The 26,021-nt window shown below is 45.8% G+C and carries 26 protein-coding genes; 14 read left to right on the top strand and 12 right to left on the bottom strand.

Annotated features, from left to right (window positions below; translation table 11 throughout):
* The first annotated feature begins 272 nt into the window (after positions 1–272).
* Entirely contained in the window at positions 273–1,226 is a 954-nt protein-coding gene (locus HBAL_RS09905; protein ID WP_015827808.1) for an isopenicillin N synthase family dioxygenase, read from the top strand.
* Positions 1,227–1,237: 11 nt separating this feature from the next.
* On the opposite strand, the gene arfB is transcribed toward HBAL_RS09905, so the two are convergent.
* Positions 1,238–1,654, bottom strand: coding sequence for an alternative ribosome rescue aminoacyl-tRNA hydrolase ArfB (gene arfB / locus HBAL_RS09910; protein ID WP_015827809.1), 417 nt, complete (start codon positions 1,652–1,654; stop codon positions 1,238–1,240).
* A gap of 212 nt (positions 1,655–1,866) precedes the next feature.
* Between arfB and HBAL_RS16370 the strand changes: the two genes are divergently transcribed.
* Positions 1,867–2,646, top strand: a complete 780-nt coding sequence (locus tag HBAL_RS16370; RefSeq protein ID WP_015827810.1) for an RcnB family protein — start codon at positions 1,867–1,869, stop codon at positions 2,644–2,646.
* A 74-nt stretch (positions 2,647–2,720) separates the two neighbouring features.
* On the opposite strand, the gene gatB is transcribed toward HBAL_RS16370, so the two are convergent.
* From gatB to gatC, 6 genes are all read right to left on the bottom strand, one after another.
* The gene (gene gatB / locus HBAL_RS09920; protein WP_015827811.1) at positions 2,721–4,241 is read right to left on the bottom strand and encodes an Asp-tRNA(Asn)/Glu-tRNA(Gln) amidotransferase subunit GatB; all 1,521 of its coding nucleotides are present in this window, start codon (positions 4,239–4,241) and stop codon (positions 2,721–2,723) included.
* A gap of 150 nt (positions 4,242–4,391) precedes the next feature.
* Positions 4,392–5,225 (bottom strand): aldo/keto reductase, encoded by an 834-nt coding sequence (locus HBAL_RS09925; RefSeq protein ID WP_015827812.1) that lies wholly within the window; start codon positions 5,223–5,225, stop codon positions 4,392–4,394.
* A 283-nt stretch (positions 5,226–5,508) separates the two neighbouring features.
* Positions 5,509–5,820: a hypothetical protein gene (locus tag HBAL_RS09930; RefSeq protein ID WP_015827813.1), complete on the bottom strand. Its 312-nt coding sequence runs from the start codon at positions 5,818–5,820 to the stop codon at positions 5,509–5,511.
* Between the two features lie 414 nt (positions 5,821–6,234).
* Complete coding sequence (gene gatA, locus HBAL_RS09935) at positions 6,235–7,713, bottom strand: Asp-tRNA(Asn)/Glu-tRNA(Gln) amidotransferase subunit GatA (protein ID WP_015827814.1); 1,479 nt, start codon at positions 7,711–7,713, stop codon at positions 6,235–6,237.
* Complete coding sequence (locus HBAL_RS09940) at positions 7,710–8,207, bottom strand: GNAT family N-acetyltransferase (RefSeq protein WP_015827815.1); 498 nt, start codon at positions 8,205–8,207, stop codon at positions 7,710–7,712. The genes gatA and HBAL_RS09940 overlap by 4 nt, the downstream gene beginning before the upstream one ends.
* 4 nt (positions 8,208–8,211) lie before the next feature.
* Complete coding sequence (gatC, locus tag HBAL_RS09945) at positions 8,212–8,499, bottom strand: Asp-tRNA(Asn)/Glu-tRNA(Gln) amidotransferase subunit GatC (protein ID WP_015827816.1); 288 nt, start codon at positions 8,497–8,499, stop codon at positions 8,212–8,214.
* Between the two features lie 181 nt (positions 8,500–8,680).
* On the opposite strand from gatC, the gene HBAL_RS09950 reads away from it, so the two are divergent.
* The 9 genes from HBAL_RS09950 to rpmG all read left to right on the top strand — a co-directional run bounded on the left by HBAL_RS09950 (position 8,681) and on the right by rpmG (position 18,655).
* A complete protein-coding gene (locus HBAL_RS09950; RefSeq protein ID WP_015827817.1) occupies positions 8,681–9,145 on the top strand; it encodes a DUF6491 family protein in 465 nt (154 codons plus the stop codon).
* 48 nt (positions 9,146–9,193) lie between these two features.
* Entirely contained in the window at positions 9,194–9,646 is a 453-nt protein-coding gene (gene ruvX, locus HBAL_RS09955; RefSeq protein WP_015827818.1) for a Holliday junction resolvase RuvX, read from the top strand.
* A gap of 19 nt (positions 9,647–9,665) precedes the next feature.
* Positions 9,666–10,439: an alpha/beta fold hydrolase gene (locus HBAL_RS09960; RefSeq protein ID WP_015827819.1), complete on the top strand. Its 774-nt coding sequence runs from the start codon at positions 9,666–9,668 to the stop codon at positions 10,437–10,439.
* Between the two features lie 112 nt (positions 10,440–10,551).
* A complete protein-coding gene (gene plsY / locus HBAL_RS09965; RefSeq protein WP_015827820.1) occupies positions 10,552–11,172 on the top strand; it encodes a glycerol-3-phosphate 1-O-acyltransferase PlsY in 621 nt (206 codons plus the stop codon).
* Positions 11,173–11,202: 30 nt separating this feature from the next.
* Complete coding sequence (gene dprA / locus HBAL_RS09970) at positions 11,203–12,324, top strand: DNA-processing protein DprA (protein WP_015827821.1); 1,122 nt, start codon at positions 11,203–11,205, stop codon at positions 12,322–12,324.
* A gap of 191 nt (positions 12,325–12,515) precedes the next feature.
* The gene (gene topA, locus HBAL_RS09975) at positions 12,516–15,113 is read left to right on the top strand and encodes a type I DNA topoisomerase (RefSeq protein WP_015827822.1); all 2,598 of its coding nucleotides are present in this window, start codon (positions 12,516–12,518) and stop codon (positions 15,111–15,113) included.
* A gap of 134 nt (positions 15,114–15,247) precedes the next feature.
* Positions 15,248–17,524 carry a ribonuclease R gene (gene rnr, locus HBAL_RS09980; protein ID WP_015827823.1) on the top strand — a complete coding sequence of 759 codons (2,277 nt, stop codon included), beginning with the start codon at positions 15,248–15,250 and terminating at the stop codon, positions 17,522–17,524.
* Positions 17,525–17,623: 99 nt separating this feature from the next.
* Positions 17,624–18,316 (top strand): NUDIX hydrolase, encoded by a 693-nt coding sequence (locus HBAL_RS09985; protein WP_015827824.1) that lies wholly within the window; start codon positions 17,624–17,626, stop codon positions 18,314–18,316.
* Between the two features lie 171 nt (positions 18,317–18,487).
* Positions 18,488–18,655, top strand: coding sequence for a 50S ribosomal protein L33 (gene rpmG, locus HBAL_RS09990; RefSeq protein WP_015827825.1), 168 nt, complete (start codon positions 18,488–18,490; stop codon positions 18,653–18,655).
* A gap of 99 nt (positions 18,656–18,754) precedes the next feature.
* Here the strand turns inward: rpmG and HBAL_RS09995 are convergent, their stop codons facing one another.
* Together HBAL_RS09995 and HBAL_RS10000 are read right to left on the bottom strand one after the other, a co-directional pair.
* On the bottom strand, positions 18,755–20,134 hold the full coding sequence (locus HBAL_RS09995) for a PleD family two-component system response regulator (protein ID WP_015827826.1): 1,380 nt from the start codon (positions 20,132–20,134) through the stop codon (positions 18,755–18,757).
* On the bottom strand, positions 20,131–20,526 hold the full coding sequence (locus tag HBAL_RS10000; RefSeq protein WP_015827827.1) for a response regulator: 396 nt from the start codon (positions 20,524–20,526) through the stop codon (positions 20,131–20,133). Before HBAL_RS10000 ends, HBAL_RS09995 begins: the two co-directional genes overlap by 4 nt.
* Before the next feature lie 369 nt (positions 20,527–20,895).
* On the opposite strand from HBAL_RS10000, the gene HBAL_RS10005 reads away from it, so the two are divergent.
* The 3 genes from HBAL_RS10005 (at position 20,896) to HBAL_RS10015 (ending at position 23,048) form a co-directional block, all read left to right on the top strand.
* Positions 20,896–21,354: a RidA family protein gene (locus HBAL_RS10005; RefSeq protein ID WP_015827828.1), complete on the top strand. Its 459-nt coding sequence runs from the start codon at positions 20,896–20,898 to the stop codon at positions 21,352–21,354.
* Positions 21,355–21,423: 69 nt separating this feature from the next.
* Positions 21,424–22,602, top strand: a complete 1,179-nt coding sequence (locus tag HBAL_RS10010) for a GNAT family N-acetyltransferase (RefSeq protein WP_015827829.1) — start codon at positions 21,424–21,426, stop codon at positions 22,600–22,602.
* A gap of 11 nt (positions 22,603–22,613) precedes the next feature.
* Positions 22,614–23,048 (top strand): HIT family protein, encoded by a 435-nt coding sequence (locus HBAL_RS10015; RefSeq protein WP_015827830.1) that lies wholly within the window; start codon positions 22,614–22,616, stop codon positions 23,046–23,048.
* On the opposite strand, the gene HBAL_RS10020 is transcribed toward HBAL_RS10015, so the two are convergent.
* From HBAL_RS10020 to HBAL_RS10030, 3 genes are all read right to left on the bottom strand, one after another.
* Positions 23,045–23,707, bottom strand: coding sequence for a glutathione S-transferase (locus HBAL_RS10020; protein WP_015827831.1), 663 nt, complete (start codon positions 23,705–23,707; stop codon positions 23,045–23,047). The two genes, HBAL_RS10015 and HBAL_RS10020, sit on opposite strands and share 4 nt — an antisense overlap.
* 41 nt (positions 23,708–23,748) lie before the next feature.
* Entirely contained in the window at positions 23,749–24,966 is a 1,218-nt protein-coding gene (locus tag HBAL_RS10025) for a PQQ-dependent sugar dehydrogenase (protein ID WP_015827832.1), read from the bottom strand.
* Between the two features lie 65 nt (positions 24,967–25,031).
* The gene (locus tag HBAL_RS10030) at positions 25,032–26,009 is read right to left on the bottom strand and encodes an FRG domain-containing protein (RefSeq protein ID WP_015827833.1); all 978 of its coding nucleotides are present in this window, start codon (positions 26,007–26,009) and stop codon (positions 25,032–25,034) included.
* Between the last annotated feature and the right edge of the window lie 12 nt (positions 26,010–26,021).

Raw genomic sequence — 26,021 nt, forward strand, 5'->3', positions numbered from 1 at the left:
TGTGAATATTCAGAGCCAATGCCTTTATATGTCTGCATCCCTATTATATCGTCACATATGTTTTCAATTCCAAAACACAGCGCATGCAGCTTGATGTTTCGTGCTGAAGGTGCCCTCTTTGGGCAAAACTGTTATAATTGCCAAAACAAACCATTATTCCAAACACCAATAACGCGATCTTTAAAAGAAAAATATAACCCGTAAAAAGATATGGTATTCAAAGGGCCTAATTCACTCTAAACAAGGCCCCTACTTGAATCTGGAGAAGTTTGATGTCCCTTGACGCTGTTGTGTCCGCTATTGCCCCTGTATCCATGTCTCAGCGTGAAAATGCACCAGAAGCATTTGCAAAAGAACTCGGTGAAAGCTTTAAGCGTTATGGATTTGCGGTTCTTGCAGATCACGGTTTGGACCAAAATGTGCTTGATACAGCTCTAGAACGCACAAAAACATTTTTTGCAATGTCAGACGTTGAAAAGGCTAAGTATAAACATACACCTGAAGGTCAGCGCGGTTATTTCCCATTCGGACAAGAAATTGCAAAAGATGCAAAACATGTAGATCTAAAAGAATTCTGGCACATTGCGCGGGATCTACCCGAAGGTCATCCCTATTCAGACATCATGCCGCCCAACATCTCCATAGATGAAATACCTGATTGGCATCAGCAGACATACGCTATGTTTGAAGCATTGGACCAACTTGGTTTAAAAGTGTTGTCTTCAATAGCAATTTATCTGGGTCTTGAAGAAAACTGGTTTGATGATGCAATGCGGGATGGAAACTCCATACTTCGCATGCTCCATTATCCAGCTCAGGAGACGCCACCTCCAGAGGGGTCTGTGCGTGCCGCAGAACATGGTGATATTAACGTCATCACTCTTCTCTTGGGTGCTGAGGAAGGTGGGCTAGAGGTCAAAGACCGCGACGGTCTTTGGCTCCCTATTACACCGCCAGCTGGATGTCTCGTTGTCAATGTAGGTGATATGCTGGAGCGTCTTACAAATCACATATTGCCATCAACACTTCATCGTGTTGTGAACCCAAAACCAGAGCGCTCAAAATTTGCCAGATATTCCACACCATTCTTCGCACATTTTAGACCAGATTTTGAAATCAAAACCCTAGAAACCTGCATATCTGACGAAAATCCTAATCGGTATGAACAATCAATCTCTGCGAACGATTTCCTACTGCAAAGATTAAAAGAAATCGGCCTAATCTAGCATTTAGCCAATCATTCAGTTGGATTTACGCGTCCTCGTAATTTTTTAACCTGCCCACGTTTTGTTTTCGTGTCAGTGCGTTTACGTTTAGCTGACAGGCTAGGTCTTGAGGCGACTCTAAATTTTGGCCGATGAGCAGCTTCATTAAGCATGCTCAACAGACGCTCACGGGCATCTTCTCGGTTCAATTGTTGGGTTCTGTGTTGCTGCGCCTTGATAATAATCCCGCCATCTTTGGTGATTTTAGAAGATAGCTTCGCTCTCATTCTGCGCTTAGTGGTTTCAAAAATAGTATCACAATTGAGAAAGTCGAACCTTAACTGAACAGCAGTAGAGACCTTGTTCACATTCTGACCTCCAGGCCCACCTGCGCGAATAAAGCTCTCCTCCAAAAACGGTTCAATGTCTGTAAAAGTTATATTTGTCATAGTGTTAAGCCGTGCAGGGCCTCTATAATATTGCTTCAATACGAGCACAAATCCTGCATTTCACTCAGGAAAACGTGATGTTTATGAACAGATGTGTTCAGCTTCAGTTCATACTAAGGGCCGCAGAATTTAGCTAAGTTAGCGCATGAATGTACGTTTACATTCTTATAGACTTATCAGCGCTATTTGAAAAATAACAGGAGAACCTGTTCATGGCTTCAATAAAATCAATGTATTCAGCGTTTAGCATCGCTGGCCTCGTCGCCACAAGCCTTGCTATTTCCCCGAGTGCATTTGCTCAAAACTACGAGAGATCATCCCGTCAACAAGAGCTTGCTGGTGCCCACCATGCAGAGCGTAAAGGCTCAGCTCAACGCGTATCCCAAAACCGAAAGCATAATGATCACCGGAACGCAGGTAACCGCGCAGATCGTAATGATTATCGTGGCGACAACCGCTCAAACCGCAATAACAATGATCGCGCTTACCGGAACTCAGATTATGATCGTCAGTGGCAACATGCAGACAAAAACTACAACAACCATAACAGCCATGACAATCGCTATAAAAACAATAGAAACACGCGTCCGCCGGCTGTTTATCAAAAACACCGCACAACACCCGTTTATCGTAGCGCAACTCATATAAACGGTTTTTACAACCCAAGAAGCTTCCGTGACAGGCGCTTTTACGGCACACGGCAGCATGGTCATTATCATGCAGGATATGACCATTTATATTGTCCAAATCACTCTGGAACGCGCTACCATATAGGTGGAAGATATAACCGTGCAAATACAAGTATCGTGATTAGCAATTATGGTCGCTATGGCTTACATGAACCGCCGCGCGGTCATCATTGGGTTCGCGACAGAGATAATGGTGACGCGATCTTAGCCTCCGTAGCAACAGGCGCAATTATAGGGCTGGTGGTCGGTATCATCGCCTCTGAACATGACGACCACAATGATCGTTATTATCGCCGGTACTAATCCCCAAAATCTAATCCAAAAAAAAGGCGTTGAGTGATAAACTCAACGCCCTTTTCTATTTCAGCAATTGGAAACTAAATACCAAGTTTGCTCTTTAGAATTTCATTCACGGCTTGCGGATTTGCTTTACCGCCAGACAATTTCATCGCCTGCCCCACAAACCAGCCAAGTGCTTTAGGCTTTTTATGACCTTCAGCAAATTGCGCTTTTACTTGCTCAACTTGGTCTGGGTTTGCAGCCATGATTTCGTCAACCACTTTTTCAATTGCACCCGTGTCTGTGACTTGTTTCAAGCCATCACGTTCAACAATTGCTGCAGGATTAGCATCATCTTCTTCAATCAGTTTCTGAAAGACGTCTTTCGCGATTTTACCAGAAATGGTTTTGTTCGCGATCAAATCAATCAGCCCGCCCAATTGCTTTGCAGAAACAGGGCTGTCTTCTAATTCAAGATCAAATTTGTTCAGGTAACCAAACAGTTCCTGAGTGACCCAGTTCGCAGCCATTTTAGCGTCGCGCCCTTTAGCCACCTCTTCAAAGAAAGCCGCCTTATCAGACTCTGCTGATAAAACACCTGCATCATAAGCTTTGAGGCCATATTCATCTATAAAGCGCTGCTTTTTCTGGTCTGGCAACTCTGGCAGGTTTGCCTTGATCTTATCAACATATTCTTGCGTCAGAACGAGTGGCAATAAGTCAGGGTCAGGGAAATAACGATAATCATGCGCATCTTCTTTTGATCGCATAGACCGCGTTACACCTGTTTCAGCATCAAATAGACGTGTCTCCTGATCAATGACGCCGCCATCTTCGATAATTTCCACCTGACGGCGCGCTTCATATTCAGCAGCCTGCTCAATAAAGCGGAACGAATTGACGTTTTTAATCTCACAACGTGTTCCAAGATGAGAGAAATCACCTGTTTCTTGAAATTTGTCGTAGCCACCCACTTTACAAACCGACACGTTTACATCAGCCCGCAAATTACCTTCAGCCATGACACCATTACATGTGCCTAACGCAACCACGATAGACCGTAGTTTCTTGACATAAGCAGATGCTTCTTTAGGCGAGCGGATATCTGGTTTGGAAACGATCTCCATCAGCGCCACGCCTGACCGGTTCAGGTCAACATAAGTCGCGTTAGGGTCAAGATCGTGGATGGATTTACCAGCATCTTGCTCCATGTGGAGGCGTTCAATTCCAACTGTAATGCTAGATCCGTCTTCCAGTTCAACTTCAATTTCCCCCTCACCAACGATAGGGTATTGGAATTGAGAAATTTGATAGCCTTGAGGCAAGTCTGGGTAAAAATAGTTTTTGCGATCAAAACGAGAGAACAAATTGATCTGAGCGTTCAGCCCAAGTCCTGTTCTCACAGCTTGCTCAACACAAAACTCGTTAATCACGGGCAACATGCCCGGTAGCGCAGTATCCACAAGTGCAACATTGCAGTTTGGATCAGCCCCAAAATGGGTGGACGCTCCAGAAAACAGCTTTGATTTAGAAGTGATTTGAGCATGAACCTCAAGGCCCATGACCACCTCCCAATCGCCAGTAATTCCAGAAATGATGAGTGGTTTACGGTCCGACATACGCTTCGCCAGTTTAGTAGGATTTGAATCAGGATGATGTATAAAACATCTAATACCCTGTTTGACCCGATGCGGAACTTTTTTTCAATCCGTCAACCGATGTTTTCTTTAGTAAGATACACATCGATTGACGAAAAGTTTCATTTTCACCTATGCAACATCATCCCATTGCGGTGCAAAGGTAGGATCAAACAGTCTGCGATTGTTTGCGCGCAGCTTGTCTATCATAGACATTTCTTCTGCCGACAACTCAAAATCAAAGACATCAATGCATTCAGCAAGTGATGAGCGACGGGTCGCACGCGGTAAAGCGATAATACCTTCCTGCTGCATCATCCAACGCATAATGATCTGCGATTTAGACTTACCGTGATCAAGCGCAATGCGCGTAATCTCATAATGGTTCAAAGCTTCGCCATCAGCTGTTGGACCATAAGCTACAACGGCTGCTCCAGTTTTGTGTGTCGCATCGATCACCCGGCTTTGATTGATCAAAGGATGGTACTCGATCTCATTGCACAAAATTGGACTTTCAGAATATTCTGACACGGCTTGGAACTGAGATGCTGTGAAGTTGGCTACACCAAGATGATTTGTAAGCCCTAACTCCTTCGCCTCATTCATCGCATCAATTGTGCGGTGAAGTGAGTATTTCTCGTTTGGCCAGTGCAAAATAAGCATGTCCACATGATCTAAACGCAAGCGATCTAAGCTTTCCCGAACAGACCACAATAAATCATATGGTCTGTAATCATTGATCCAGACCTTTGTCGAAACGAAAAGTTCGTCACGTTTTACACCAGAATCTTTAATTGCCGCACCAATCTGGCGTTCATTGTTATAAATCTGTGCGGTCTCAATATAACGGTAGCCTAACTTCAAGGCCTCTCGAACTTCTGAATTACAGGTAATCCCAGATAATCCACGTGTTCCTAAACCGATGCGAGGTAAGTCTACTCCAAAATGTGTCGTTGTGAGTGACATTATATCCACTCCTTAATTTGATTTTGCTTCCTTGCAATAAAGCTTTGATGCTTCACTACAGCGAACCAATCCCAATGTTGTTGATTTACATTGCCCTTTTAAAGCCTGTTATTAAGGGACATGGAACCCCTTAACCCAGTGCAATATATGGTCAGTATACACACTTTTTCAGTTAAAGCAATATCTGTATATACCTTGAATATACAGATATATTTTTATTGATAGGCTCTGTGTATCAATGCTTGGAGCTCAAATTAGTTCCACAAATATAATAAAACGCGTTTCAATTTTCGTAAAGTTCATCCGCACACAGATCATTAACGGTTCGGCGAACAATACCACCAACTTCAATATCCACTAATGCGTCATCACGTGCGAGCCGTTTTAGTTTTCTCTCTAAAATGCCACTCTCAAACACCTGAGCAACACAATCATACCAGACTGGAGGCGCACTGCTCTGAGAAGGGTCCAACATCACAGAAACCTCAGAATTCACAAGCTGAAGTGCTTTGGCACGCTGGTTTCCGCCCTCTTCCAAGTCATTAACCAATACGCCCAAAGTGAGCGACAAAGCTGATATAGAGGCTAACAACACCTTATTCTCCCAAACTCTACTACTTACGCCACAGACAAATCCGTGCAGATACACAGATTAACCTTAAGTACAGAAAATGACATACTAAAATGCAGTCCACTTTCAGTTTGGAAAATCACCCCCCAAAAGATCTTCGCAAAAACAGATGAGCAGGTTCCATCAAAAACCTCAACACTTAATTACTAATTTTTAACAAAAAAATTTACAATAAAGTAGAACCAACTCACTGTTAACCATCACTATTTGATAGCAGAGATAGTTGGTTCCCAGACATTTGCCGACAAATACTCAACGGCCTCTCAAGAGAAACTAGAGTCGCCTCGCCTTTGCGTTTCACCATCTGTCAAACTGCAAAAAAAACGACATGCATTTGGCAGTACACGTCGTTTTTTTGAATTGGCACAGATATAATAATTAATTCCACCAAGCCTTGGCTTTGGAATCAAACTCAGCAGAATCTTCAATCACTTTTGCCACTCGGAAACAGCTTTCCTCATCAAGCGCTTTACCAATTACTTGCAATGACAAAGGCAAGCCTTGGCTGTTCAAGCTAACTGGCAAACTCATGGCTGGTAATCCTGCCAGATTTGCTGTGACCGTGAAAATATCATTGAGATACATCTCAACCGGATCAGCTGATTTTTCACCAAGTCCGAATGCGGCAGAAGGACATGTCGGTGTTAAAAGTGCATCACATTCTTTATAGGCTTCCTGAAAATCCATCAAAATACGTTTTCGCACTTTTTGAGCTTTCAGATAATACGCGTCGTAATACCCAGCTGACAGCACATACGCACCAATCATCAGACGGCGGCGAACCTCATCACCAAATCCTTCAGCACGCGTGGTTGAATACACATCATCAAGGTTTTCACCCTCTTTGCGAATACCAAAACGCATCCCATCATAGCGAGCAAGGTTGGATGATGCTTCAGCTGGCGCAACGATATAATAGGCCGGCAAAGCATATTTTGTGTGAGGAAGAGATACATCAACAATCTCGGCACCCGCCGCTTTTAACCACTCAATACCCTGCTGCCAAAGCGCTTCAATCTCATCAGACATGCCTTCAACACGATATTCTTTAGGAATACCAATTTTCATGCCCTTCACACCTTTAGAAAGGCTATCAGTCCATTTAGGCGTTTCGATGTGGAGAGACGTTGAATCCTTATCATCCGCCGAACACATAGCTTCTAGCATCAATGCTGTATCTTCAACATTTTTCGCAATTGGTCCTGCTTGATCAAGCGAACTCGCAAACGCCACCATACCATAGCGGCTTGCGCGTCCATAAGTCGGCTTAATACCCACTGTCCCCGTAAAGGCCGCTGGTTGACGAATAGATCCACCCGTATCAGATGCTGTTGCGGCTAGACACATATCAGCCGCCACCGCAGCAGCAGAACCACCCGATGAACCTCCAGGCGTTAATTGTGTCTCTTCTCCATTGCGCCGCCATGGGTTCACAACATTCCCAAAACACGATGTTTCATTGGAAGATCCCATGGCAAACTGGTCCATGTTGAGCTTACCCAACATAACCGCACCTTCATCCCAAAGGTTTTGCGTCACTGTAGATTCATATGTCGGCACAAAATTAGACAATATGTCTGAACACGCGGTTGTTCGAACACCCTTTGTACAGAACAATTCTTTGACACCGATAGGTGCACCTTCAAGAATACCGCCCTCGCCTTTAGCAAGTTTCGCATCTGATGCATCTGCCATTTCCAACGCTTTATCCGTTGTCACTAACGTATATGCATTGATTGCAGAATTGGCTTTATCTATCACATCCAAATGAGCTTGCGTAATTTCTCGTGCAGAGAAATCCTTGGCTTTAAGCCCTTTTACCGCATCAGTCAGTGTCAGTTTAGTAAGATCGCTCACGCAGCGCTCCCGTTTGATTGTGACGGCACGCTATCGAGCCGTTTTTCCATAAAAATACTCAGAGGATGATCATCATATCCTCCAAAAGGACCTCTGCGAAAATAGCCGGCGTTTTCATACAACGCGATAGCTTCTTTCTGCGGTGGTCCAGTCTCTAAATAAATAGCATCAAAACCTTTGCTTTGAGCGAGAGTTTCCAATTCCGCCAGCAGTTTTTTTGCAATACCTTTTCCTCGGGCCATTGGACGTACAAACATACGTTTTAATTCCAATTGCCCAAGCTTGTTTTCTTTCAGAGCTCCACAGCCTACGACCTGTTCGTCCAACTTAGCGATGTAAAACACACCATTGCTGAGAATTTCCTCTGGGGTCGTACGATGGCATACACTAATAGGATAGATAGAAAGCAAATAGGCATCCAGTTCGGCAATCAACGCCCGACCAATATCAGTGGTTGGATCTGCTTCACCAAGTTGAAAACCGTCCGCTAGCAATTGTCTATTCCACCACCTTAGGCACAACAAAAAAACCATCGGCTGAATTTGGTGCATTTGCCAAAACTTCAGCTTGCCTATTTCCATCATTCACTTCATCAGCGCGCATTGGAAGGCTGACTTCAACAACGGATGTCATCGGCTCGATACCTTCAACATCAACTTCGTTTAATTGCTCGATCCAACCTAGAATGCCGTTTAACTCCTGAGCCATAGGCTCAACACGCTCATCTTTGATCTTGATGCGAGAAAGACGTGCTGCTTTACGCACATCATCCGGGGTGACGCTCATGCCAACCTTGCCTCTTCAATTTATAAATCCACCAGCGAGGGGTACGACCAGTCGCGCCTTCGATCAAGTGTGTTTGCTCCTCAACAATGAAATGATTCAAAATTTGATGTATTTATAATGTGGCCTAGCCCCTAAAAGCGGCGCATACTCGGACAAATTCAAATAAAAAGGCAGTTTTATCATGAAAATTACCCATTCTTTGATTCCAGTCATCCTTTGCACACTCGGGCTATCAGCTTGCACAAGCACTGACAAAACGACACCTCAGTTCACAGAATTTGATCCGGCCGACCCTCGCATTGGTAAGGAAGTCAAAAGAGTTTGCCGTGGAACAGGTGTTGATGGGTTTGGTGAAACCACTCGAAATACTGTTGTTGTATCCACATCCGTAAACCAACAGCACATCTTAAAAGTCGCTAGCGGGTGCTTTAACCTGAAAAATGCCCAATCTATTGCAATGGACCAGTTCTCCAGTTGTTTAACGCGTGGTGATTCACTTATTGCCTATGAAAGTATATTTGGTCCCAACCAAAATGAGCGCCACCCCATAAAATGTCGCATAACAAACATTTATGAATATGACAAAGATGCCATCAAGAATTTGGATTCTGAAGCTACCGAACCCGAAACAGATAATGGCAATTAAAACGCCTGCCCTCTATCCTTTGGGACGCATTCTGACTACAGCATTCCCATGGCAATTTTAGAACTTGATCAACTCCCACCGCGTGGCCCTTTACTAGGGCTTGATCCCGGCACAAAAACAATTGGCATCGCTGCTGCTGATGGCCTGCGCATGATTGCCAGCCCAGTCGAAACAATAAAAAAGGGAAAAAAGCTGGCTCCAGCTTTAACCCGCCTGTTTGAGCTTTATGATGACCGTGTCTGTGTCGGCCTTGTTATCGGGCTACCCGTCAATATGGATGGAAGTCATGGTCCACGCGTGCAAGCTGTGCGCGCATTGGCTCGCAATATTCTTGAAAAACGAGATGTGCCGATTGCCTTTTGGGATGAACGCTTATCAACAGCAGCCGTTGAACGAACTTTACTCGAAGCAGACACCAGCCGCGCAAAACGAGCAGAAGTGATAGACAAAATGGCCGCCGCATATATTCTGCAGGGCGCGATAGATCGACTATCAAATTAATGCTGTGTGAGTGCTTCAAATGCGACAACTGATTTTATCACTCTTTTCTATACTGATTTGTGCATGCTCCTCCGATAATAACTCACCCAAAATAGAAGCAAAAAACGAGACTTTTGTACTCGTCCATGGGTCTACAGGTGGCGGATGGGATTGGAAAACAATTGCCCAAAAACTAGAAGCCAAAGGATACAAGGCTTATCGGCCAACTCTCACCGGCCTAGGAGAAAGAATGCACCTCGCAAGTGAAAGTGTTACTTTAAAAACTCACATAGATGACATTGTAAACACTATCATTTTCGAAGACCTTCAAGATGTTGTCCTGACCGGTCACAGCTATGGTGGTGCCGTCATTACGGGCGTGATAAATGAAATACCAGAACGCATTAAACACGTTATCTTTCTTGATGCATTCGTTCTTGATGATGGAATGACAGCCAAAGATGCTTGGGTAAATTGGCCAACAGAAGATGCCATCATTGACGGGCTGGTAAATTTCTCTTGGCTCAAACCAGAAGATGGTTTCCCAAAGGATGTGCCACATCCATATAATACACTTACTCAGCCCGTTTCATACGATAACCCAAAAGCAAAAATGCTGAATGTATCCTATGTCGCTTTTATTCCAAAAGGCATGACGCAACAAACGCGTGCAGAAGATCCGTCTTGGATACGTGCACAAGATAGAGGTTGGACGATACGCACTTTTCCGGGCGATCACACCGTTTATCGGGACGAACCTGATGCATTTACCAAAATGCTCATAGAGGCGCTGAAAGACACAAATTCCAAATAATGCATTCTCCCAACTTATCTCACACCTCTTGCACGATAGTAATCGACTGGATAAGCCTGAGCTTAAGATCTAGCCAGAGTGCTCACTCTGGCGTCAGCCACTGGAAACACTAATGCTTGAATTCCCAATTGCTCTTGCTTTTGTCCTATCCATTATCGGTGGCTATTTATTTGGTTCAATTCCATTTGGACTCGTCATCACAAAAATGGCTGGGCTGGGCGATATCCGAGATATTGGTTCAGGTAATATTGGTGCCACCAATGTATTGCGGACTGGCCGTAAAGATTTAGCGCTTGCTACCTTACTTCTGGATGCTGGAAAAGCAGGTATTGCTGCTGCAATTTTCAATTTCATTTTTGATTTTCACGCCGGCTTGCTTGCTGGTGCCGCAGCATTCATCGGCCATTGCTACCCTGTCTGGTTAAAATTCAAAGGCGGTAAAGGCGTAGCCACCTTTATCGGCATGTTGTTCGGCATTATGTGGCAGGTCGCCTTGGCCTTTGCTGTATGCTGGCTTTCAATTGCGGTTGCCTTTAGATACTCTTCACTCGCAGCCTTGGTCACAGCAGCACTTTTACCTATTATAACATGGTTTCTTATTGGTGATTGGTTCGCTGTTGGTGTGACGGCAGCATTGTCAATTTTGCTTTTCTATAGACACCGTGAGAACATCAAACGCTTGATAGCCGGCAGTGAAGAAAAGATTGGGCAAAAGAAAAAAGCCAAAGAATAATCTTTCATTCAAAACTCAGTTGGGGGACTGATGCATCAAAATAACAAAACATTGTCCGATGGCGAGCGCGCCAAACGTCTACAATTGCTGCGCACCCCGAATGTGGGACCAATGACATATGCGCAACTTATGTCTCGCTTCTCTGGTGATATAGATGCTGTTTTAGATGCGCTTCCAAACCTCACAACACGCGCCGGCAAGCATCGTGATTTCAAACTCCCTTCCCTCTCCATCATAGAGAGGGAAATAGATAAAGCGCACAAAATAGGTGCCCGCTTCATCGCCTATGATGAAGCTGACTACCCGCTTCCCTTAAACGCACTTACCCCGCCCCCGCCAATGATTTGTGTGCGTGGTAAAATGGAAGCTTTTCTGAAACCCGGTATCGCCATTGTTGGAGCTAGAAATGCGTCCGCAGCAGGTAGAAAACTAACACGTGATATTTCACATGAATTAGCAAAATCCGGCTACACAATCGTGTCAGGCTTGGCGCGTGGGATAGACGGCGAAGCGCACGCAGCCGCCCTACAAACAGGTCATACAATCGCAGTCCTTGCCGGAGGTGTAGATGCAATCTACCCGCCCGAACATGCCAAACTTTATGATGCTATTCTTGAACGCGGCGCAATCGTCAGCGAATCACCATTAGGCTATATTGCGACCGCTAAAGACTTTCCCAAGCGCAACCGGATCATTACAGGGCTTTCAATGGCTGTATTGGTTGCAGAAGCAGCCTTGCGTTCTGGTTCCCTAATTTCAGCGCGCGTTGCCCTCGAACAAGGCCGTGAAGTATTAGCTATTCCCGGATCCCCCTTGGATGAGCGCACCCGTGGCTCAAATGGACTTCTCAGACAAGGAGCGTGGCTGGTCGAAAATGCAGAAGACGTGATTGCAGCGCTAGAAAATTCAATACCTCCAATGCTGGCAGAGCCTGAAGCGCCCACATTTGAAACACTCAGCATGATTGATGTTTCTCTATCCACAATCCAATCTTTAACAATGGCGCTTTCTCCAACGCCGACCCATATAGACGAATTAGTGCGCGTCGTGAGAGCACCACTTAGGGAGGTAAACGCAGCTCTTACCGAGCTGGAACTCGATGGTATTGCTCAAACTCATGCAGGTGGATATGTGAGTACTGTTATTGAATAAAAACTGATTTCTCATCTAAAAACATGCCTAAAATTCGCCATTCAAGCGATTTTTTTTGGGTAATGCTGCAAATTGTCACCAAATGCTTAATTGACTTTTATGTCCAGCTCCACCAGTTTCCGCCGCTCAATGCTTCGGGGTGGATTGGCTTAATCAACCCCAATATCGCGAATTCGCCGGGAGAATATATAATGCAAGTCGTCGTCGTAGAGTCTCCCGCCAAAGCAAAAACCATCAACAACTATCTCGGCAAAGACTATATCGTGCTCGCCTCATACGGGCATATCAGAGACCTTCCTTCCAAAGATGGTTCAGTTGATCCAGACGCTGATTTTGCGATGAAATGGGAAGGTGATTCCAAATCCAACAAACGTATCAAGGATATCGCCGACGCCTTAAAGGGAGCCGATGGCCTGATACTCGCCACCGACCCTGATAGAGAGGGTGAAGCTATTTCATGGCACGTATTGGATGTCCTTTCCAAAAAACGCGGCCTAATGAAAGACAAAAAAATCGAGCGCGTTGTTTTTAATGCGATCACCAAAAAGTCTATCCTTGAAGCCATGCAGAACCCAAGAAGCCTCGATCAGGAATTGGTAGATGCATACCTTGCCCGTCGTGCCTTGGATTACCTTGTTGGGTTCAACCTGTCTCCAGTTCTCTGGCGCAAACTCCCCGGCTCCCGTTCTGCTGGCCGCGTACAATCGGTTGCTTTGCGCTTGATTTGTGAACGTGAAGTCGAGATTGAAGCCTTTAAACCAGAAGAATACTGGACCATTAAAGGCTTGATGGATTCTGTATCAAAAACAGAATTTGAAGCACGCTTATACGAACTTGAAGGCAAGAAAACTCAAAAATTCTCATTCCCGAATAAAGAAGCAGCCGATAAAGCTCTCGAAGTCGTGCGCGTTGGTGGCTACACAGTTCAATCTGTCGAAGCCAAACCTGTAAAATCAAACCCGCCACCGCCATTTACAACATCAACGCTTCAACAAGAAGCCTCGCGTAAACTCGGTTTCAACGCGTCGCGCACAATGGGCGCAGCTCAAAAATTGTACGAAGCTGGTCTCATCACATATATGCGTACTGATGGTGTTGAGATGGCTCAAGAAGCCATTCACGCGGCTCGCGATGCCATTAAAGAGCGTTATGGTGCACCTTACGTGCCTTCCAGTCCGCGCATTTACACATCCAAAGCCAAAAACGCGCAGGAAGCACACGAAGCCGTCCGTCCGACAGATTTCTTAAAACACCCGTCGGAAGTGCGTTTAGAAGCAGACCTTCAGCGCCTCTACGATCTTGTCTGGAAACGTGCAGTCGCATCTCAAATGGCAACAGCACAGCTTGAGCGCACAACAGCCGATCTAAAATCTAAAGATGGACAAGCCATCTTACGCGCGACCGGTCAGGTTGTGAAATTTGATGGTTTCCTCACCCTTTATCAAGAAGGTAAGGATGATGCCAATGGTGATGAGGATGCCAAACGCCTGCCAGCCATGAGCGTTGGCGATGTCATTGATCTCAAAAAAGCCGACGCCAACCAAAGCTTCACACAGCCACCTCCGCGCTTCACCGAGGCATCTTTGGTGAAGAAAATGGAAGAATTGGGCATTGGACGCCCATCAACCTACGCATCAACATTGGCCACTTTGCGTGACCGCGATTATGTGGAGATGGACAAAAATCGCTTTGTCCCTGCGGACAAAGGTCGATTGGTTACAATCTTCCTTGAGAACTATTTCAACCAATATGTTCAATATGATTTCACGGCCGAGCTAGAAGAAAAACTCGACCTTGTTTCAGATGGCAAACTGGAATGGAAAGTCTTTCTCGCAGAATTTTGGAAACAGTTCAGCCTTAAAATCGCAGAAGTCATGGAATTGCGCGTCACAAACGTGCTCGATCTTCTAAATGACGTACTTGGCCCTAAAATCTTCCCGCCTAAACTGGATGAAAAAACTGGCGAGCCAACAGGTGAAGACCCACGCTTATGTCCATTATGTAAAGAAGGTCAGCTCTCAATGAAGCTTGGCCGCAATGGCGCTTTTATCGGGTGTTCAAACTATCCCGAATGTAAGCACACACGCCCATTCACGACAGATGGTTCAGATGCTGAAGACGCTGTGTCACCAGATGGCAAGCTATTGGGCCAAGACCCTGAAACAGGTAAAGACATCAGCCTGCGTACGGGTCGCTTTGGGCCATATGTTCAGCTAGGCGAAGGCATCGGCAAAGAAAAGCCAAAACGCGGTTCTATCCCCAAAGGATGGAAAGCCGATGAATTGACACTTGCTCAAGCTATCCAGCTCATCAACCTCCCCCGTGAGATCGGTCCTCACCCGGAAGATGGTGAAATGATGTATGCTAATTTTGGTCGGTACGGGCCTTATGTTCAGCACCAAAAAACCTATGCCAATTTGCCAGACCCGATGGATGTTTTCGAAGTTGGCCTGAACCGCGCCGTTGCACTAATTGCAGAGAAAAATGCAAAAGGTGGACGCGGCGGTGCTGCAAAAGCACTGAAAGAACTTGGCAAACACCCAGACACAGATGAACCAATCAATGTGTTTGATGGGCGCTATGGTCCCTATGTTAAACACCAAAAAACCAATGCAACTTTGCCAAAGGATTTAACACCTGAGACAATTACGTTGGAAAAAGCGATTGAATTGATCAATGCAAAGGCTGGTGCGTCAAAGAAAAAAGCACCCGCCAAGAAAAAAGCGCCCGCGAAAAAAACTGCGGCTAAGAAAGCTCCCGCTAAAAAGGCTCCTGCTAGCGATTCTTAAGCACCACAAAACACCACATTCGGGGCGAAGATTATTCAAATCTGATGCCCCGAATACTTGCCCTAAAACTGTAATTTAAATTTCAACAAACAAAAAACGGGCATTAAATCCATTTTTGGGTTATATGCCTCCTCATGAGTAATATAACTGAAAAAGCCGTTCTTGAATTTCTAGAGCGCAATCCCGATAAATCCAACAAACGCGAAATTGCACGAGGTCTTGGTGTTCAAGGCTCCGACCGTGTCGCGCTGCGTCAGATTCTAAAAAAACTTGAAACAGAAGGCACAATCGCTCGCACAGGAAAACGTCAGTTTTCTAGCGTTGATGCCCCGCCTCCCACATCTATCATTAAATTTGAAAAACTAGACGAACATGGCGATCTAGTTGGCCGCTGCGTCGGCCGTGATGGCTTGTACGGCCCAGAGATCACATGTGTTGCCACTGGCGGACGCAAAAAAGGCGAATCCCTTGGAATTGGCGATAAAGCTCTCTGTAAAGTTGGCAAAGCTAATGACAGTCTCTGGTATGCCAAAGTTATCAAGAAAATCGAAAACACGACGACTTCAACAGTCATCGGTTTGTTTGAAGCCAATAAACATGGCGGACGCGTCAAACCGACCAGTCGCAAAGACAAAAATGAGTATCTGGTTGAAAAGATCCTCTCCAAAGATGCAGAAACTGGCGACATCGTTCGTATCAGCCTAAAAAAATCTAAGCCTTACGGCCCGCAAATGGCTGAAGTGGTTGAGATTGTTGGGCGTATGGAAAACCCAAAATCAGCATCCCTCATCGCTCTGCACACACATGATGTGCCCGATGAATTCCCCGTTGAAATCATTGCAGAAGCGGAAAACGCGACAGCTCAAAAAACGGCGCGTGAAGATCTTACAGATATTCCGCTCATCACAATCGACCCAGCAGATGCACGCGATCATGATGATGCTGTTTTTGCACGTCCAGATGAAGATGAAGGCAATAATGGCGGCTGGATCGTTTATGTCGCTATTGCAGATGTTGCTGCCTATGTACAACACGGTACAGCATTGGATGATGAAGCCTATAAACGCGGAAACTCGACCTATTTCCCAGACCGTGTTGCGCCAATGCTTCCAGAAGCTCTTTCAGCAGAACAATGTTCTCTGAAGGAAAACGAATTGCGCGAAACTTTCGCGGTTGAAATGCGTTTTTCTGCAAATGGTAACAAAATTGGCCACCGCTTTATTCGCGGTACAATGCGTTCAGCAGCCAAACTTTCCTATGAACAAGCTCAAGCCGCTATTGATGGCAAACCTGACGATAAGGCCGGCCCTCTTCTTGAAACCGTCCTTAAGCCTTTATGGGCAGCTTATGAATGTGTCGGCAAAGCCCGCACACGTCGCCAACCATTGGAGCTAGACCTACCCGAGCGCCGCGTCACACTTGATAAAGACGGCACAGTGCTTGGCGTATTCACCAAAGACCGCTTTGACGCTCATAAACTCATCGAAGAGTTTATGATCCAAGCCAATGTGTGTGCGGCGGAAAGCTTAGAAAAAGCAAATTCACCGCTGATCTATCGTGTGCATGATGAACCCTCAGACGAGAAAATTCTCGCCCTTGGTTTCTTCTTGCCAACCATTGGCATGAAATGGGCACGCGGCGCGAAAAAAACAGCAGAACGCTTTAACGACCTACTTGCACAAGCAAGACGCACAGAACACGAGCACCTTGTTTCGGAAATGGTGTTGAGATCACAATCTCAAGCGAGATACGCACCTGAGAATTTTGGCCATTTCGGACTCAATCTCGCGAAATATGCGCACTTCACATCTCCTATTCGTCGGTATTCCGATCTCATCGTGCACCGCGCGCTCATTCGGGCGCTCAGCCTTGGTCCAGATGGATTATCAGATGTTGAGTCCAAACGCCTTGAAGAAATCGCAGAACACCTGACCACCACAGAGCGCCGCTCTATGGCAGCCGAGCGTGATGCAACAGACCGCTATTTAGTGGCCTTCATGTCTGAAAAAGTTGGCGCTGAATTTCAAGGCCGTATCGCAGGCGTCACCAAGGCTGGTATGTTTGTGAAGCTCGATGATAGCGGTGCTGATGGCTTCATACCGGCAGCCCGTCTCTCTGATGAATACTGGCTGTATGATGAGCACAATGCTGCTCTTGTGGCTGAAGGCTCTGAAAAACGCTATGAAATGGGCATGCCTGTACTCGTAAAGCTTGAGGAAGCAACGCCGCTTACAGGTGGATTGCTATTTGAAATGCTGTCTGAGCCACGTGAGGCACGCGAAGATCTGGTAAAGCCCAAGCGTGAGCGTCGTGGTCGAAACCATCCACCACGCGGCAATAAGGGCAGCAAAAAACGCCCTTCAAATAGATCTGCGCGGTCCAATGGGTCACGTTCTGGCAAGAAGAAATAAGATCAAGCTGACAGGAGCGTCGTCATAACAGAAAAAACTTTCAAACCAGGGCAGTTTGACGACGCACCTCCTGATTTAAGCCGCGCGGACAATCCGGTCATGCCGCGCGACGCCGCAACAATGATACTTGTTCGTAGCGATGGGCCACAGCCGCGTATCCTTATGGGGCAACGCGCCAGCGGACATGATTTCATGCCCAATAAATACGTCTTCCCCGGCGGCAGAATGGACCCGTGTGATCTATTGATTCCCCCTCTTGATCAGCTCAATCCAACTTGCCAGTCCCTGTTAAATCAGAAAAGTAAAACCTCCCCAACAGGCCTTGTTCTTTCAGCCATTCGAGAGACTTTTGAAGAGACTGGTTTGGTTATTGGTGAGAATGTCGCCCATCCCGTCGACACATCATCAATAGAAGATGAAAGCTGGAAAGCTTATCTTGGACATTCTGTCCGCCCCAGCCTGAAAAACATCCAATTTATCGGCCGCGCAATCACACCGCCCTATCGCGCTAAACGTTTTGATGCACGTTTCTTTCTAGCTAGATCAGAAGTCGTTCTGGCCCACTTAAAACGTCCAGCAGATAGCCATGAATTGCTAGATTTACAATGGTTCACTTTTGAACAAATCGCTGACCTTGATCTTCCCAGCATTACGCGTTTCACCATCCAAGAAGCTCACAAGCGGATCACAACACCCGAAATACCTCACGCGCCCTTCTTCACATACTGGGAGGAGAATAAAAATCATCTTGAACGACTCAGCTCCTCTCAAAACCCATGTGATTCTCACTGAATTGAACCTAAAACCTCCACTATTTGCCAAGCCAGCATGTTATTACCTATTTATTTTCAATCTAATGAAGACAATTGAGAAAGAGGTCTTGACGAAGCGAGGGCTAACTGATTTAAGCACGCTTTCCGTTTCACGCGCGAGTAACCGCGCCTCGACCAGAGCAAGAGATCAATGGCTAAACCTACCACTGTGAAAATTCGCTTGAATTCGACTGCGGACACTGGTTTTTTCTACGTAACAAAGAAAAACCCGCGTAACTTGACTGAAAAACTCGTCTTGAAAAAGTACGACCCAGTCATCCGTAAACACGTTGAATTCAAAGAAGGTAAAATCAAGTAAGATTTTATTTTCGAACAAAACAAAAAAGGGCTCGGTAAATACCGAGCCCTTTTTTTATGCTTCAATTCCAACTAATCCAAAGCGCGGTTTCAGCGGGTTTTAAAAGCCGTCAAAATTACAGACGATTCGGTTACGTCCATTTTCTTTGGCATTATACAAAGCTTCATCCGCACGCTTTATCAGCTGAGCAACGCTATCATCAGGCGGGAAGGTCACGGATGCACCACCCGACATTGTCACATCCAAACGGCCCAATCCGTTATTGATACTAAACGGCGCCCCATCCACTTTTTCACGGATACGTTCAGCGGTAAGCTGTGCCATTTGGATCGTCGTATCTGGCATGATGACCATGAATTCTTCACCGCCATAACGACATGCGATATCGCTTGGTCGGATATTGTGCATCAATCTATCAGAAAATTGTCGCAACACTTCATCGCCGACATCGTGACCATGACCATCATTCACTTTTTTGAAGTGATCCAAGTCACACAGCAAAATAGACACCGGACCGCCGCCCATATTGGCGCGTTTCATAAACTGTTCTAGCTGGTTTTCCATATATCGACGGTTATGCAATCCGGTTAGCTGATCAGTGACCGCCAACTCCATAGACTGATCCAGACGCGCACGTAGAGAATCAATATATCGCTTCTTACTCACCTGCGTCTTGACCCGCGCGAGCAGTTCTTCAGGATCAATAGGCCGCACCAAAATATCAGATGCTCCAAGATCCAGCGCTCGAACAGCTAACGCCTCATCTTCGGCACCAACTATCGCCAAGATGGGCAAATCACGCGTGGCTTCCAGATTTCTTAGATAGGCACATAATTTTAGCCCATCATATTTTTCACCACCAAGAGACAACACCATAATATCAACAGTCGCTGCGCCCGCACCCACACCGCCCGGTTTAGCGCCAGCATTGGCGAGCGTCATGGGTTTGTGGTCAGTCTCAAGATATCGACAAATTCTCGCTGCTTGGCGCTCATTATCATCAACAACAAGTACACGTGCAGGATTTCCACCGCGCCCTGTTGGCGTCACATCAATCACACCTATACGCCGGCCCGATGCTTCACGCTTGCGCAGTTCATCAGCAACCAATTTATACTTTGACAATGCCCGCACTCGTGAAAGCAATTGCAAATCATTGATTGGCTTCGTCAAAAAGTCATCTGCACCAGCGCGCAAACCTTTTAATCGGTCTTCACGCTCATTGAGAGCCGTCACCATCACAATAGGGATATGCTCAGTGCGAGGGTCAAATTTAAGCTCTCGACAGGCCTCAAACCCATCCATGCGCGGCATCATCACATCAAGCAGAATAATATCAGGTTCTGTTGCAATCGCTTTATCAATTGCATCCAGACCATCAACAGCAGTCGTGACCTGAAAATATTCATGCGCAAGTTTAGCGCACAATAATTTCCGGTTGGCTTCTATATCATCAACAACAAGTACACGTGCGCTCAATGGGTCGAACCCCGTGTAGAGGTCAGCTCTTCTACCATTTTGATAAATGGTGTCATCTGAATTGGTTTTGTCATATAGGCTTCACAACCGGCAGCTTTCACGTCTTCTTCATCCTGACGCATAGCAAACGCTGTAACGGCCAAAATTGGAATATTGCCTACTACATCGTCATCTTTTATCCAACGCGCAAGGTCCAAACCGGACACTTCGGGAAGTTGAATATCCATAATAATGAGATCTGGATGAATTTCTTTTGCCATTTCGACAGCCCGCAAGCCGTCAATAGACTTAACAGCCTCAAAACCGAACGCACCCAACAAATCGCAGAACAATTTCATGTTCAGCTCATTGTCCTCGACGACGAGGACTTTTTTCGATGCAGTTTCAGCCATATCTGTCGCTACTCCTCGCGAAACCGCGTATGCGATTCCCCACTCTCAACCCGTATTTTCGTCCAATAGGGTTAAACACCCTTTTACGGCTCAAGATAAAAAAGACTTTTATGCAAGTTATCTATGCACAAAACCCATGAACATTCAGTCAATTAACAAACATTCAGCTTCAGGCTTATATTTACCTCTATTTCGTCTTCAATTCCTGATTCACCCGAATCTCACCTGATTAAACACAACTTTATAAAAATCTAAGCTAACGAGACATTAACTTAGACATTTTCTATCGTCGATCTTGAAAAAAATCTTGTATCTGTCATCCGTTAAATACAACAGTTTCGACAATTATATGTTGCCTTGGAGACAAATATGCCAACACCAGAAGCACGCCTTGAACGCTTAGGGATTACACTCGGCGAACCAAACGCTGCCGTAGCTAACTATGTTCCCTATGTCATTTCTGGAAACCAGCTATTTATCTCAGGCCAAATTTCTATGGATGCAAACGGTCTCGTCAAAGGTCGCTTAGGTGAAAACATGGATTTAGAAGCCGGACAGGCAGCTGCGCGTTTGTGCGGTATAAATCTAATCACACAAATGAAAGCAGCGCTTCAATCCCTAAGTCGCGTTGAGCGCATCGTAAAGCTTGGTGGCTTTGTCAACGCTTCACCAGATTTCGTAGACATTCCTCAAGTCATCAATGGATGTTCAGACATTATGGTCGAAGCATTTGGCGAAAAAGGGCGTCACGCGCGTTCAGCTGTGGCCTGTCCGGTTTTGCCTCTGGGTGTCGCTGTTGAAGTCGATGCGATAATTGAATTTGAATAAACACTAAAGTTTGCAATTGACCCAAATTTTTTATTGAAAGGACGTGGTTTCATCTCCACATAAAGCTTCATGGATAAAGATGAATTCACGCTTTCAATCTCGATTATAAATGCGCTTTCCGAAGTTGATAGAGACGACTGGAATAAGATCGCAAACCCTGAGGGTGAAAGTTATGATCCTTTTCTCGATTGGGATTTTCTACAAGCCTTAGAAGAAACCGGCTGCGTTTCACCACAAACAGGCTGGGCCCCTTACCACATCCTCGCCAAAGATCAGGATGACCAGCTGATAGGCGCATGCCCGATGTATCTCAAATCACATTCTCAAGGTGAGTTTGTCTTTGATCATTCATGGGCGGATGCCTTAGAGCGTGCTGGTGGGCGCTATTATCCAAAATTATTGATAGGCGTTCCCTTTACCCCCGTAACTGGACGAAGACGCCTTTGCATTCCCAGCCCCAATGCCACCCTCGTCAAAGATGCATTGCTGCAAACAGCGGTCAAAATGACGTCCGACAACAATCTCTCATCACTGCATATAAACTTTATTGATGCCCTAGAATACGAAGAATTAGGTGCGCAAAGCTTGCTTCAACGCACCGACCAACAATTTCACTGGGAAAATGACAACTATAATAATTTTGACGACTTCCTAAATGTACTCGCATCGCGCAAACGCAAAAATCTAAAAAAGGAACGCGCTCAAGCCCAAGATGGGATTATTTACGAGCACCTAACCGGAGATCAAATCACCGCCGAGCATTGGGATATCTTCTATGATTATTATACCGATACCGGCGCGCGCAAATGGGGCAGCCCCTATCTCAACCGTGATTTTTTCACCCTTCTAGGTCAGCGCATGAGCGACAAGATATTGCTTGTTTTCGCACGCGACACTGAAGACAATCGCCCCATTGCTGGTGCGCTCAATATGATCGGCTCCGACACACTCTATGGTCGCTATTGGGGATGTTCCGAACAACGTCCCTGTTTGCATTTTGAAACCTGCTATTATCAAGCCATCGACTTTGCCATCGCCCACGGCTTGAAACGGGTTGAAGCCGGCGCACAAGGTGGCCACAAGCTCGCACGCGGTTATTCACCAAGCCCCACATATTCAGCGCACTGGATCGCCAATGAAAGCTTTTCAGATGCTATCGCTCAATATCTAACCCATGAACGCGAACAAGTTGAATCTGATATTGAATATCTAGGCCAAAGAACACCATTTCGAAAAAGCGAAGATTAAAGGAAAATACCATGAGCCTTCACGGAACTTACGATAATGACAATATCTTTGCCAAAATACTGCGCGGAGAAATCCCGTCGGTAAAAGTATATGAAGATGATGTCGCGCTTGCTTTTATGGATGCCTTCCCACAAGCAGACGGCCACACGCTTGTCATTCCTAAAGGCGTCACTGCCCGCAACTTCCTTGAAATGCCTCAAGAAAAGCTTGGCCCTTATATGGAGCGCGTCCAGAAAGTGGCGCAAGCGGTGGAGCGTGCACTCGCCCCTGATGGCATTATACTAACGCAGTTCAACGGTGAAGCTGCCGGCCAAACCGTTTATCATCTCCACTTTCACATCATTCCGCGTAGAGAAGGCAAATCCATCGGTACACATGCCGCCGGAACAATGGCTGACATGGGTGAATTAGAAACAATCGCGACAGAAATACGTGCTGAGCTTTAGCGCTCAACTGGATAAATAATCGGCGTGTCGCCCTCTTTCCAGGGCGCACGCTTGACCATAATTGCCTCGAAAATTTCAGACGCCATCGCCGCTTGCAGCCATTTATGCACATGCGGTATATCCTGCGCATCAAACCATTCCATATCCGCAATACGAAACTGACGGATAAACGGAAAAATCGCATAATCAGCCAGCCCCATAATATCACCAGCTAGATAGGCTTGATTCTTTAATCTGCTTTCCAGATCCAGTATTGTTTCAAATCCCGCTGTGCGATGCTCAATCCCGTCAACATCATCATAGCGATAGGCGTATTTATAACGGTCCAGATGCGCTTTGAATGGACCATCATTGCGCTCAATCAAATCATAGGTGACAGCGCGGTCCATGGCATTAATCGGCAGCCAACCTTCAGGGTCGTTTATACTCAACGCCCACAGCATAACATCTAGGCTTTCATCTATGACTTTATCTTCGCCCAACACTAAGGTTGGCACTGTGCCTTTATCGCTGGCTTCCAGCATAGCGGCAGGCTTATCGCGCAACAAAATTTCGCGCCATTCAAACGCCTGCCCGCAAACATGCAAAGCCATACGCCCCCGCATAGCATAGGGACAACGTCGAAAAGTATAGAGAATAGGAAGATTAGAATGTGTCATCCCGCATGGATAATACACGCTAATTTTTTATCAAGCTCTACTTATCCCTTTGGCGTGATCCGCAGGAGACGGCCTTCAAAACCATCTTCTAGCACATAGATTGCGCCATCTGGTCCCTGCTCGATTTCTCGCACGCGTTCATCCCAAGAATAGCGCGCTTCTTCCGTGCCTTTCTCGCCATCCAGTGACACACGCACAATCGCCTGTCCGCTCAAACCGCCCATCAATGCATTGCCTTTCCAATCGGCAAACACATCACCTGTATAAATGATCAAACTGCCAGGCGAAATTGACGGCACCCATGAAATAGCCGGCGTTTTAAAATCATCGCGCGTGTCATGGTCAGGAATATCCAACATAGAATAATTGCGACCATCAGAAACCACTGGCCAGCCATAATTTTCGCCCTTCACAATGCGGTTTAATTCATCGCCGCCGCGCGGGCCCATCTCGTTTTCCCAAATCTGGCCATCAGCATCCATCGCGATACCAAGCGGATTTCTGTGCCCTATGGACCAAAATTGCTCTTTAATGCCACCTTGCCCCGCAAAAGGATTATCATCCGGCAGGCTGCCATCATCATTGAGGCGAATAAGCTTTCCAAGATTACCATTCATATCCTGCGCAGGCGTCTGTCCACCGCGATCACCCGATGTAATGAAAAGATATCCATCCTTATCAAACAGCAAACGCTGACTGAAATGACGCCCCGTATCAATTTTCGGCGATTGCGTCCAAATACGCTCAATATCGGTCAACTCACCGCCCGAAGATGTTAAATTCAGCGTCCCGCTTTCAACAACAGAGCCATATAAATCACCCTCAGCTTCGATATAGGAAATATAGACTTTTTTGTTGTTTTCAAAATCAGGATGTAGCGCCAAATCGGCAAAACCACCTTGGCCCGCAACTTCACTTTCAGGCACACCGGCAATCTGCCCCAACACATCTCCATCCGCCGTGACGAGCTTGATACGCCCTTCTTTTTCATTCACTAGCAGATTGCCATCTGGCAAGAATGTCATCGCCCACGGCTCTTCAAATTGACCAAGCGGCTCGGCGATCAACACAACTCCATCACTACCTTTTATTTCAAAAGCATTCGCCGGCAATTCTCGCGTCACGTCACCTTCAACCGAGGCTGTTTCAGAAACATCAGCCTCAGGCGGCACTGTCTTCTCTGCGGCAGGTTTAGCGCATCCCGCAATCGCAAAAACTGAAACTGCTGAAACAAGTGAGATCAAAGTAAATCGAGTCATGGCGCAATCTTTCGCTAGTGAATATATATTGGTTAGCGCAGAACTGTTGAGTTATTGTTATGCTATTACGAAGTCGGCTTCCATTCAAGGTAAGCTAGTTGCTCCATTGTACGAGCTACACCACCGAAACCAGGCTCTAATTTGGCTTTCGAGACTCCCAAATTAAACAATTTTGATAACAATTCATCAGCTTCGGTCCAAGGTAACTCATATAATATAAATGTGCCTACTTTACGGTTTGTAGGCGATCTGTCTTTGATTATCGGATTTGCCAATTCATCCAAAGGACGACTGACTACAAGTTTTTGTTGAGCCCACTTCCCTGACACCCATGTAAACAAGCCCGCTTGTGCCATTAGATTAGGATTTTGATATTTAGGTGGTGACGAAACCTCAACCCTCAATAAATCTTTGTTTGTATCTTCTTCTAAAAGCACTGCTTCTTTTACATCATATGGATTCATCATCCACACTCCGAGTGTATGCTTGCTAGGATCTTTGGAGGGGTCATCTCGCATTAATGCTAACGCACTTTCAGCAGCAAAATAAGCAGCTGTGAGAACATCGTATGACCAATCTAATAATCTGGTCGGTAATCCGTAATGTTGGGCTAAAGCAATGATGGGGACTAATTCTTGGGGAGGCCAATTTTGAACTACTTCCTGAAACTGATCATTCCTCTCAGCATTGCCAAACTCGTTAAATGCTTCTCTAAAGAACACAGGTAGCTCTGGAACGGCCAACCCAGCCCTATCAGCGATGGCTAAAAATCGCTCGACTATTCGAAACTCTAAATACACCTGTTTCAAATTCTCATTGAGACCACAATAAATTGAATTTTCATGTAAATCAGCCAATTTTAATAAACGTTCAGCATTTTCAGGGCGAAGGGCTGTAGGCACAAGCGAGTGCTTCATCGCATCACCTACGCCCCTCCAGACAAATATTTGTTTTCTAGGAAGCTGCCAGTTCGTTTGGAATGCCATTAAAGAGCTTAAAAAGGCATTTGCTGACTCAGAAGATCTATCCCGATGTGTTCGCATTTTTATGCTCTC

Origin of the sequence: Hirschia baltica ATCC 49814, assembly GCF_000023785.1 — a bacterium.
GTDB classification, from domain to species: domain Bacteria; phylum Pseudomonadota; class Alphaproteobacteria; order Caulobacterales; family Hyphomonadaceae; genus Hirschia; species Hirschia baltica.

Coding starts and splice junctions, on each gene's coding strand:
- HBAL_RS09905 (WP_015827808.1), top strand. CDS start 273: ATGTCCCTTGACGCTGTTGTGTCCGCTATTGCCCCTGTATCCATGTCT.
- arfB (WP_015827809.1), bottom strand. CDS start 1,654: ATGACAAATATAACTTTTACAGACATTGAACCGTTTTTGGAGGAGAGC.
- HBAL_RS16370 (WP_015827810.1), top strand. CDS start 1,867: ATGGCTTCAATAAAATCAATGTATTCAGCGTTTAGCATCGCTGGCCTC.
- gatB (WP_015827811.1), bottom strand. CDS start 4,241: ATGTCGGACCGTAAACCACTCATCATTTCTGGAATTACTGGCGATTGG.
- HBAL_RS09925 (WP_015827812.1), bottom strand. CDS start 5,225: ATGTCACTCACAACGACACATTTTGGAGTAGACTTACCTCGCATCGGT.
- gatC (WP_015827816.1), bottom strand. CDS start 8,499: ATGAGCGTCACCCCGGATGATGTGCGTAAAGCAGCACGTCTTTCTCGC.
- HBAL_RS09950 (WP_015827817.1), top strand. CDS start 8,681: ATGAAAATTACCCATTCTTTGATTCCAGTCATCCTTTGCACACTCGGG.
- ruvX (WP_015827818.1), top strand. CDS start 9,194: ATGGCAATTTTAGAACTTGATCAACTCCCACCGCGTGGCCCTTTACTA.
- HBAL_RS09960 (WP_015827819.1), top strand. CDS start 9,666: ATGCGACAACTGATTTTATCACTCTTTTCTATACTGATTTGTGCATGC.
- plsY (WP_015827820.1), top strand. CDS start 10,552: ATGCTTGAATTCCCAATTGCTCTTGCTTTTGTCCTATCCATTATCGGT.
- dprA (WP_015827821.1), top strand. CDS start 11,203: ATGCATCAAAATAACAAAACATTGTCCGATGGCGAGCGCGCCAAACGT.
- topA (WP_015827822.1), top strand. CDS start 12,516: ATGCAAGTCGTCGTCGTAGAGTCTCCCGCCAAAGCAAAAACCATCAAC.
- rnr (WP_015827823.1), top strand. CDS start 15,248: ATGAGTAATATAACTGAAAAAGCCGTTCTTGAATTTCTAGAGCGCAAT.
- HBAL_RS09985 (WP_015827824.1), top strand. CDS start 17,624: ATGCCGCGCGACGCCGCAACAATGATACTTGTTCGTAGCGATGGGCCA.
- rpmG (WP_015827825.1), top strand. CDS start 18,488: ATGGCTAAACCTACCACTGTGAAAATTCGCTTGAATTCGACTGCGGAC.
- HBAL_RS10000 (WP_015827827.1), bottom strand. CDS start 20,526: ATGGCTGAAACTGCATCGAAAAAAGTCCTCGTCGTCGAGGACAATGAG.
- HBAL_RS10005 (WP_015827828.1), top strand. CDS start 20,896: ATGCCAACACCAGAAGCACGCCTTGAACGCTTAGGGATTACACTCGGC.
- HBAL_RS10010 (WP_015827829.1), top strand. CDS start 21,424: ATGGATAAAGATGAATTCACGCTTTCAATCTCGATTATAAATGCGCTT.
- HBAL_RS10015 (WP_015827830.1), top strand. CDS start 22,614: ATGAGCCTTCACGGAACTTACGATAATGACAATATCTTTGCCAAAATA.
- HBAL_RS10020 (WP_015827831.1), bottom strand. CDS start 23,707: ATGACACATTCTAATCTTCCTATTCTCTATACTTTTCGACGTTGTCCC.
- HBAL_RS10025 (WP_015827832.1), bottom strand. CDS start 24,966: ATGACTCGATTTACTTTGATCTCACTTGTTTCAGCAGTTTCAGTTTTT.
- HBAL_RS10030 (WP_015827833.1), bottom strand. CDS start 26,009: ATGCGAACACATCGGGATAGATCTTCTGAGTCAGCAAATGCCTTTTTA.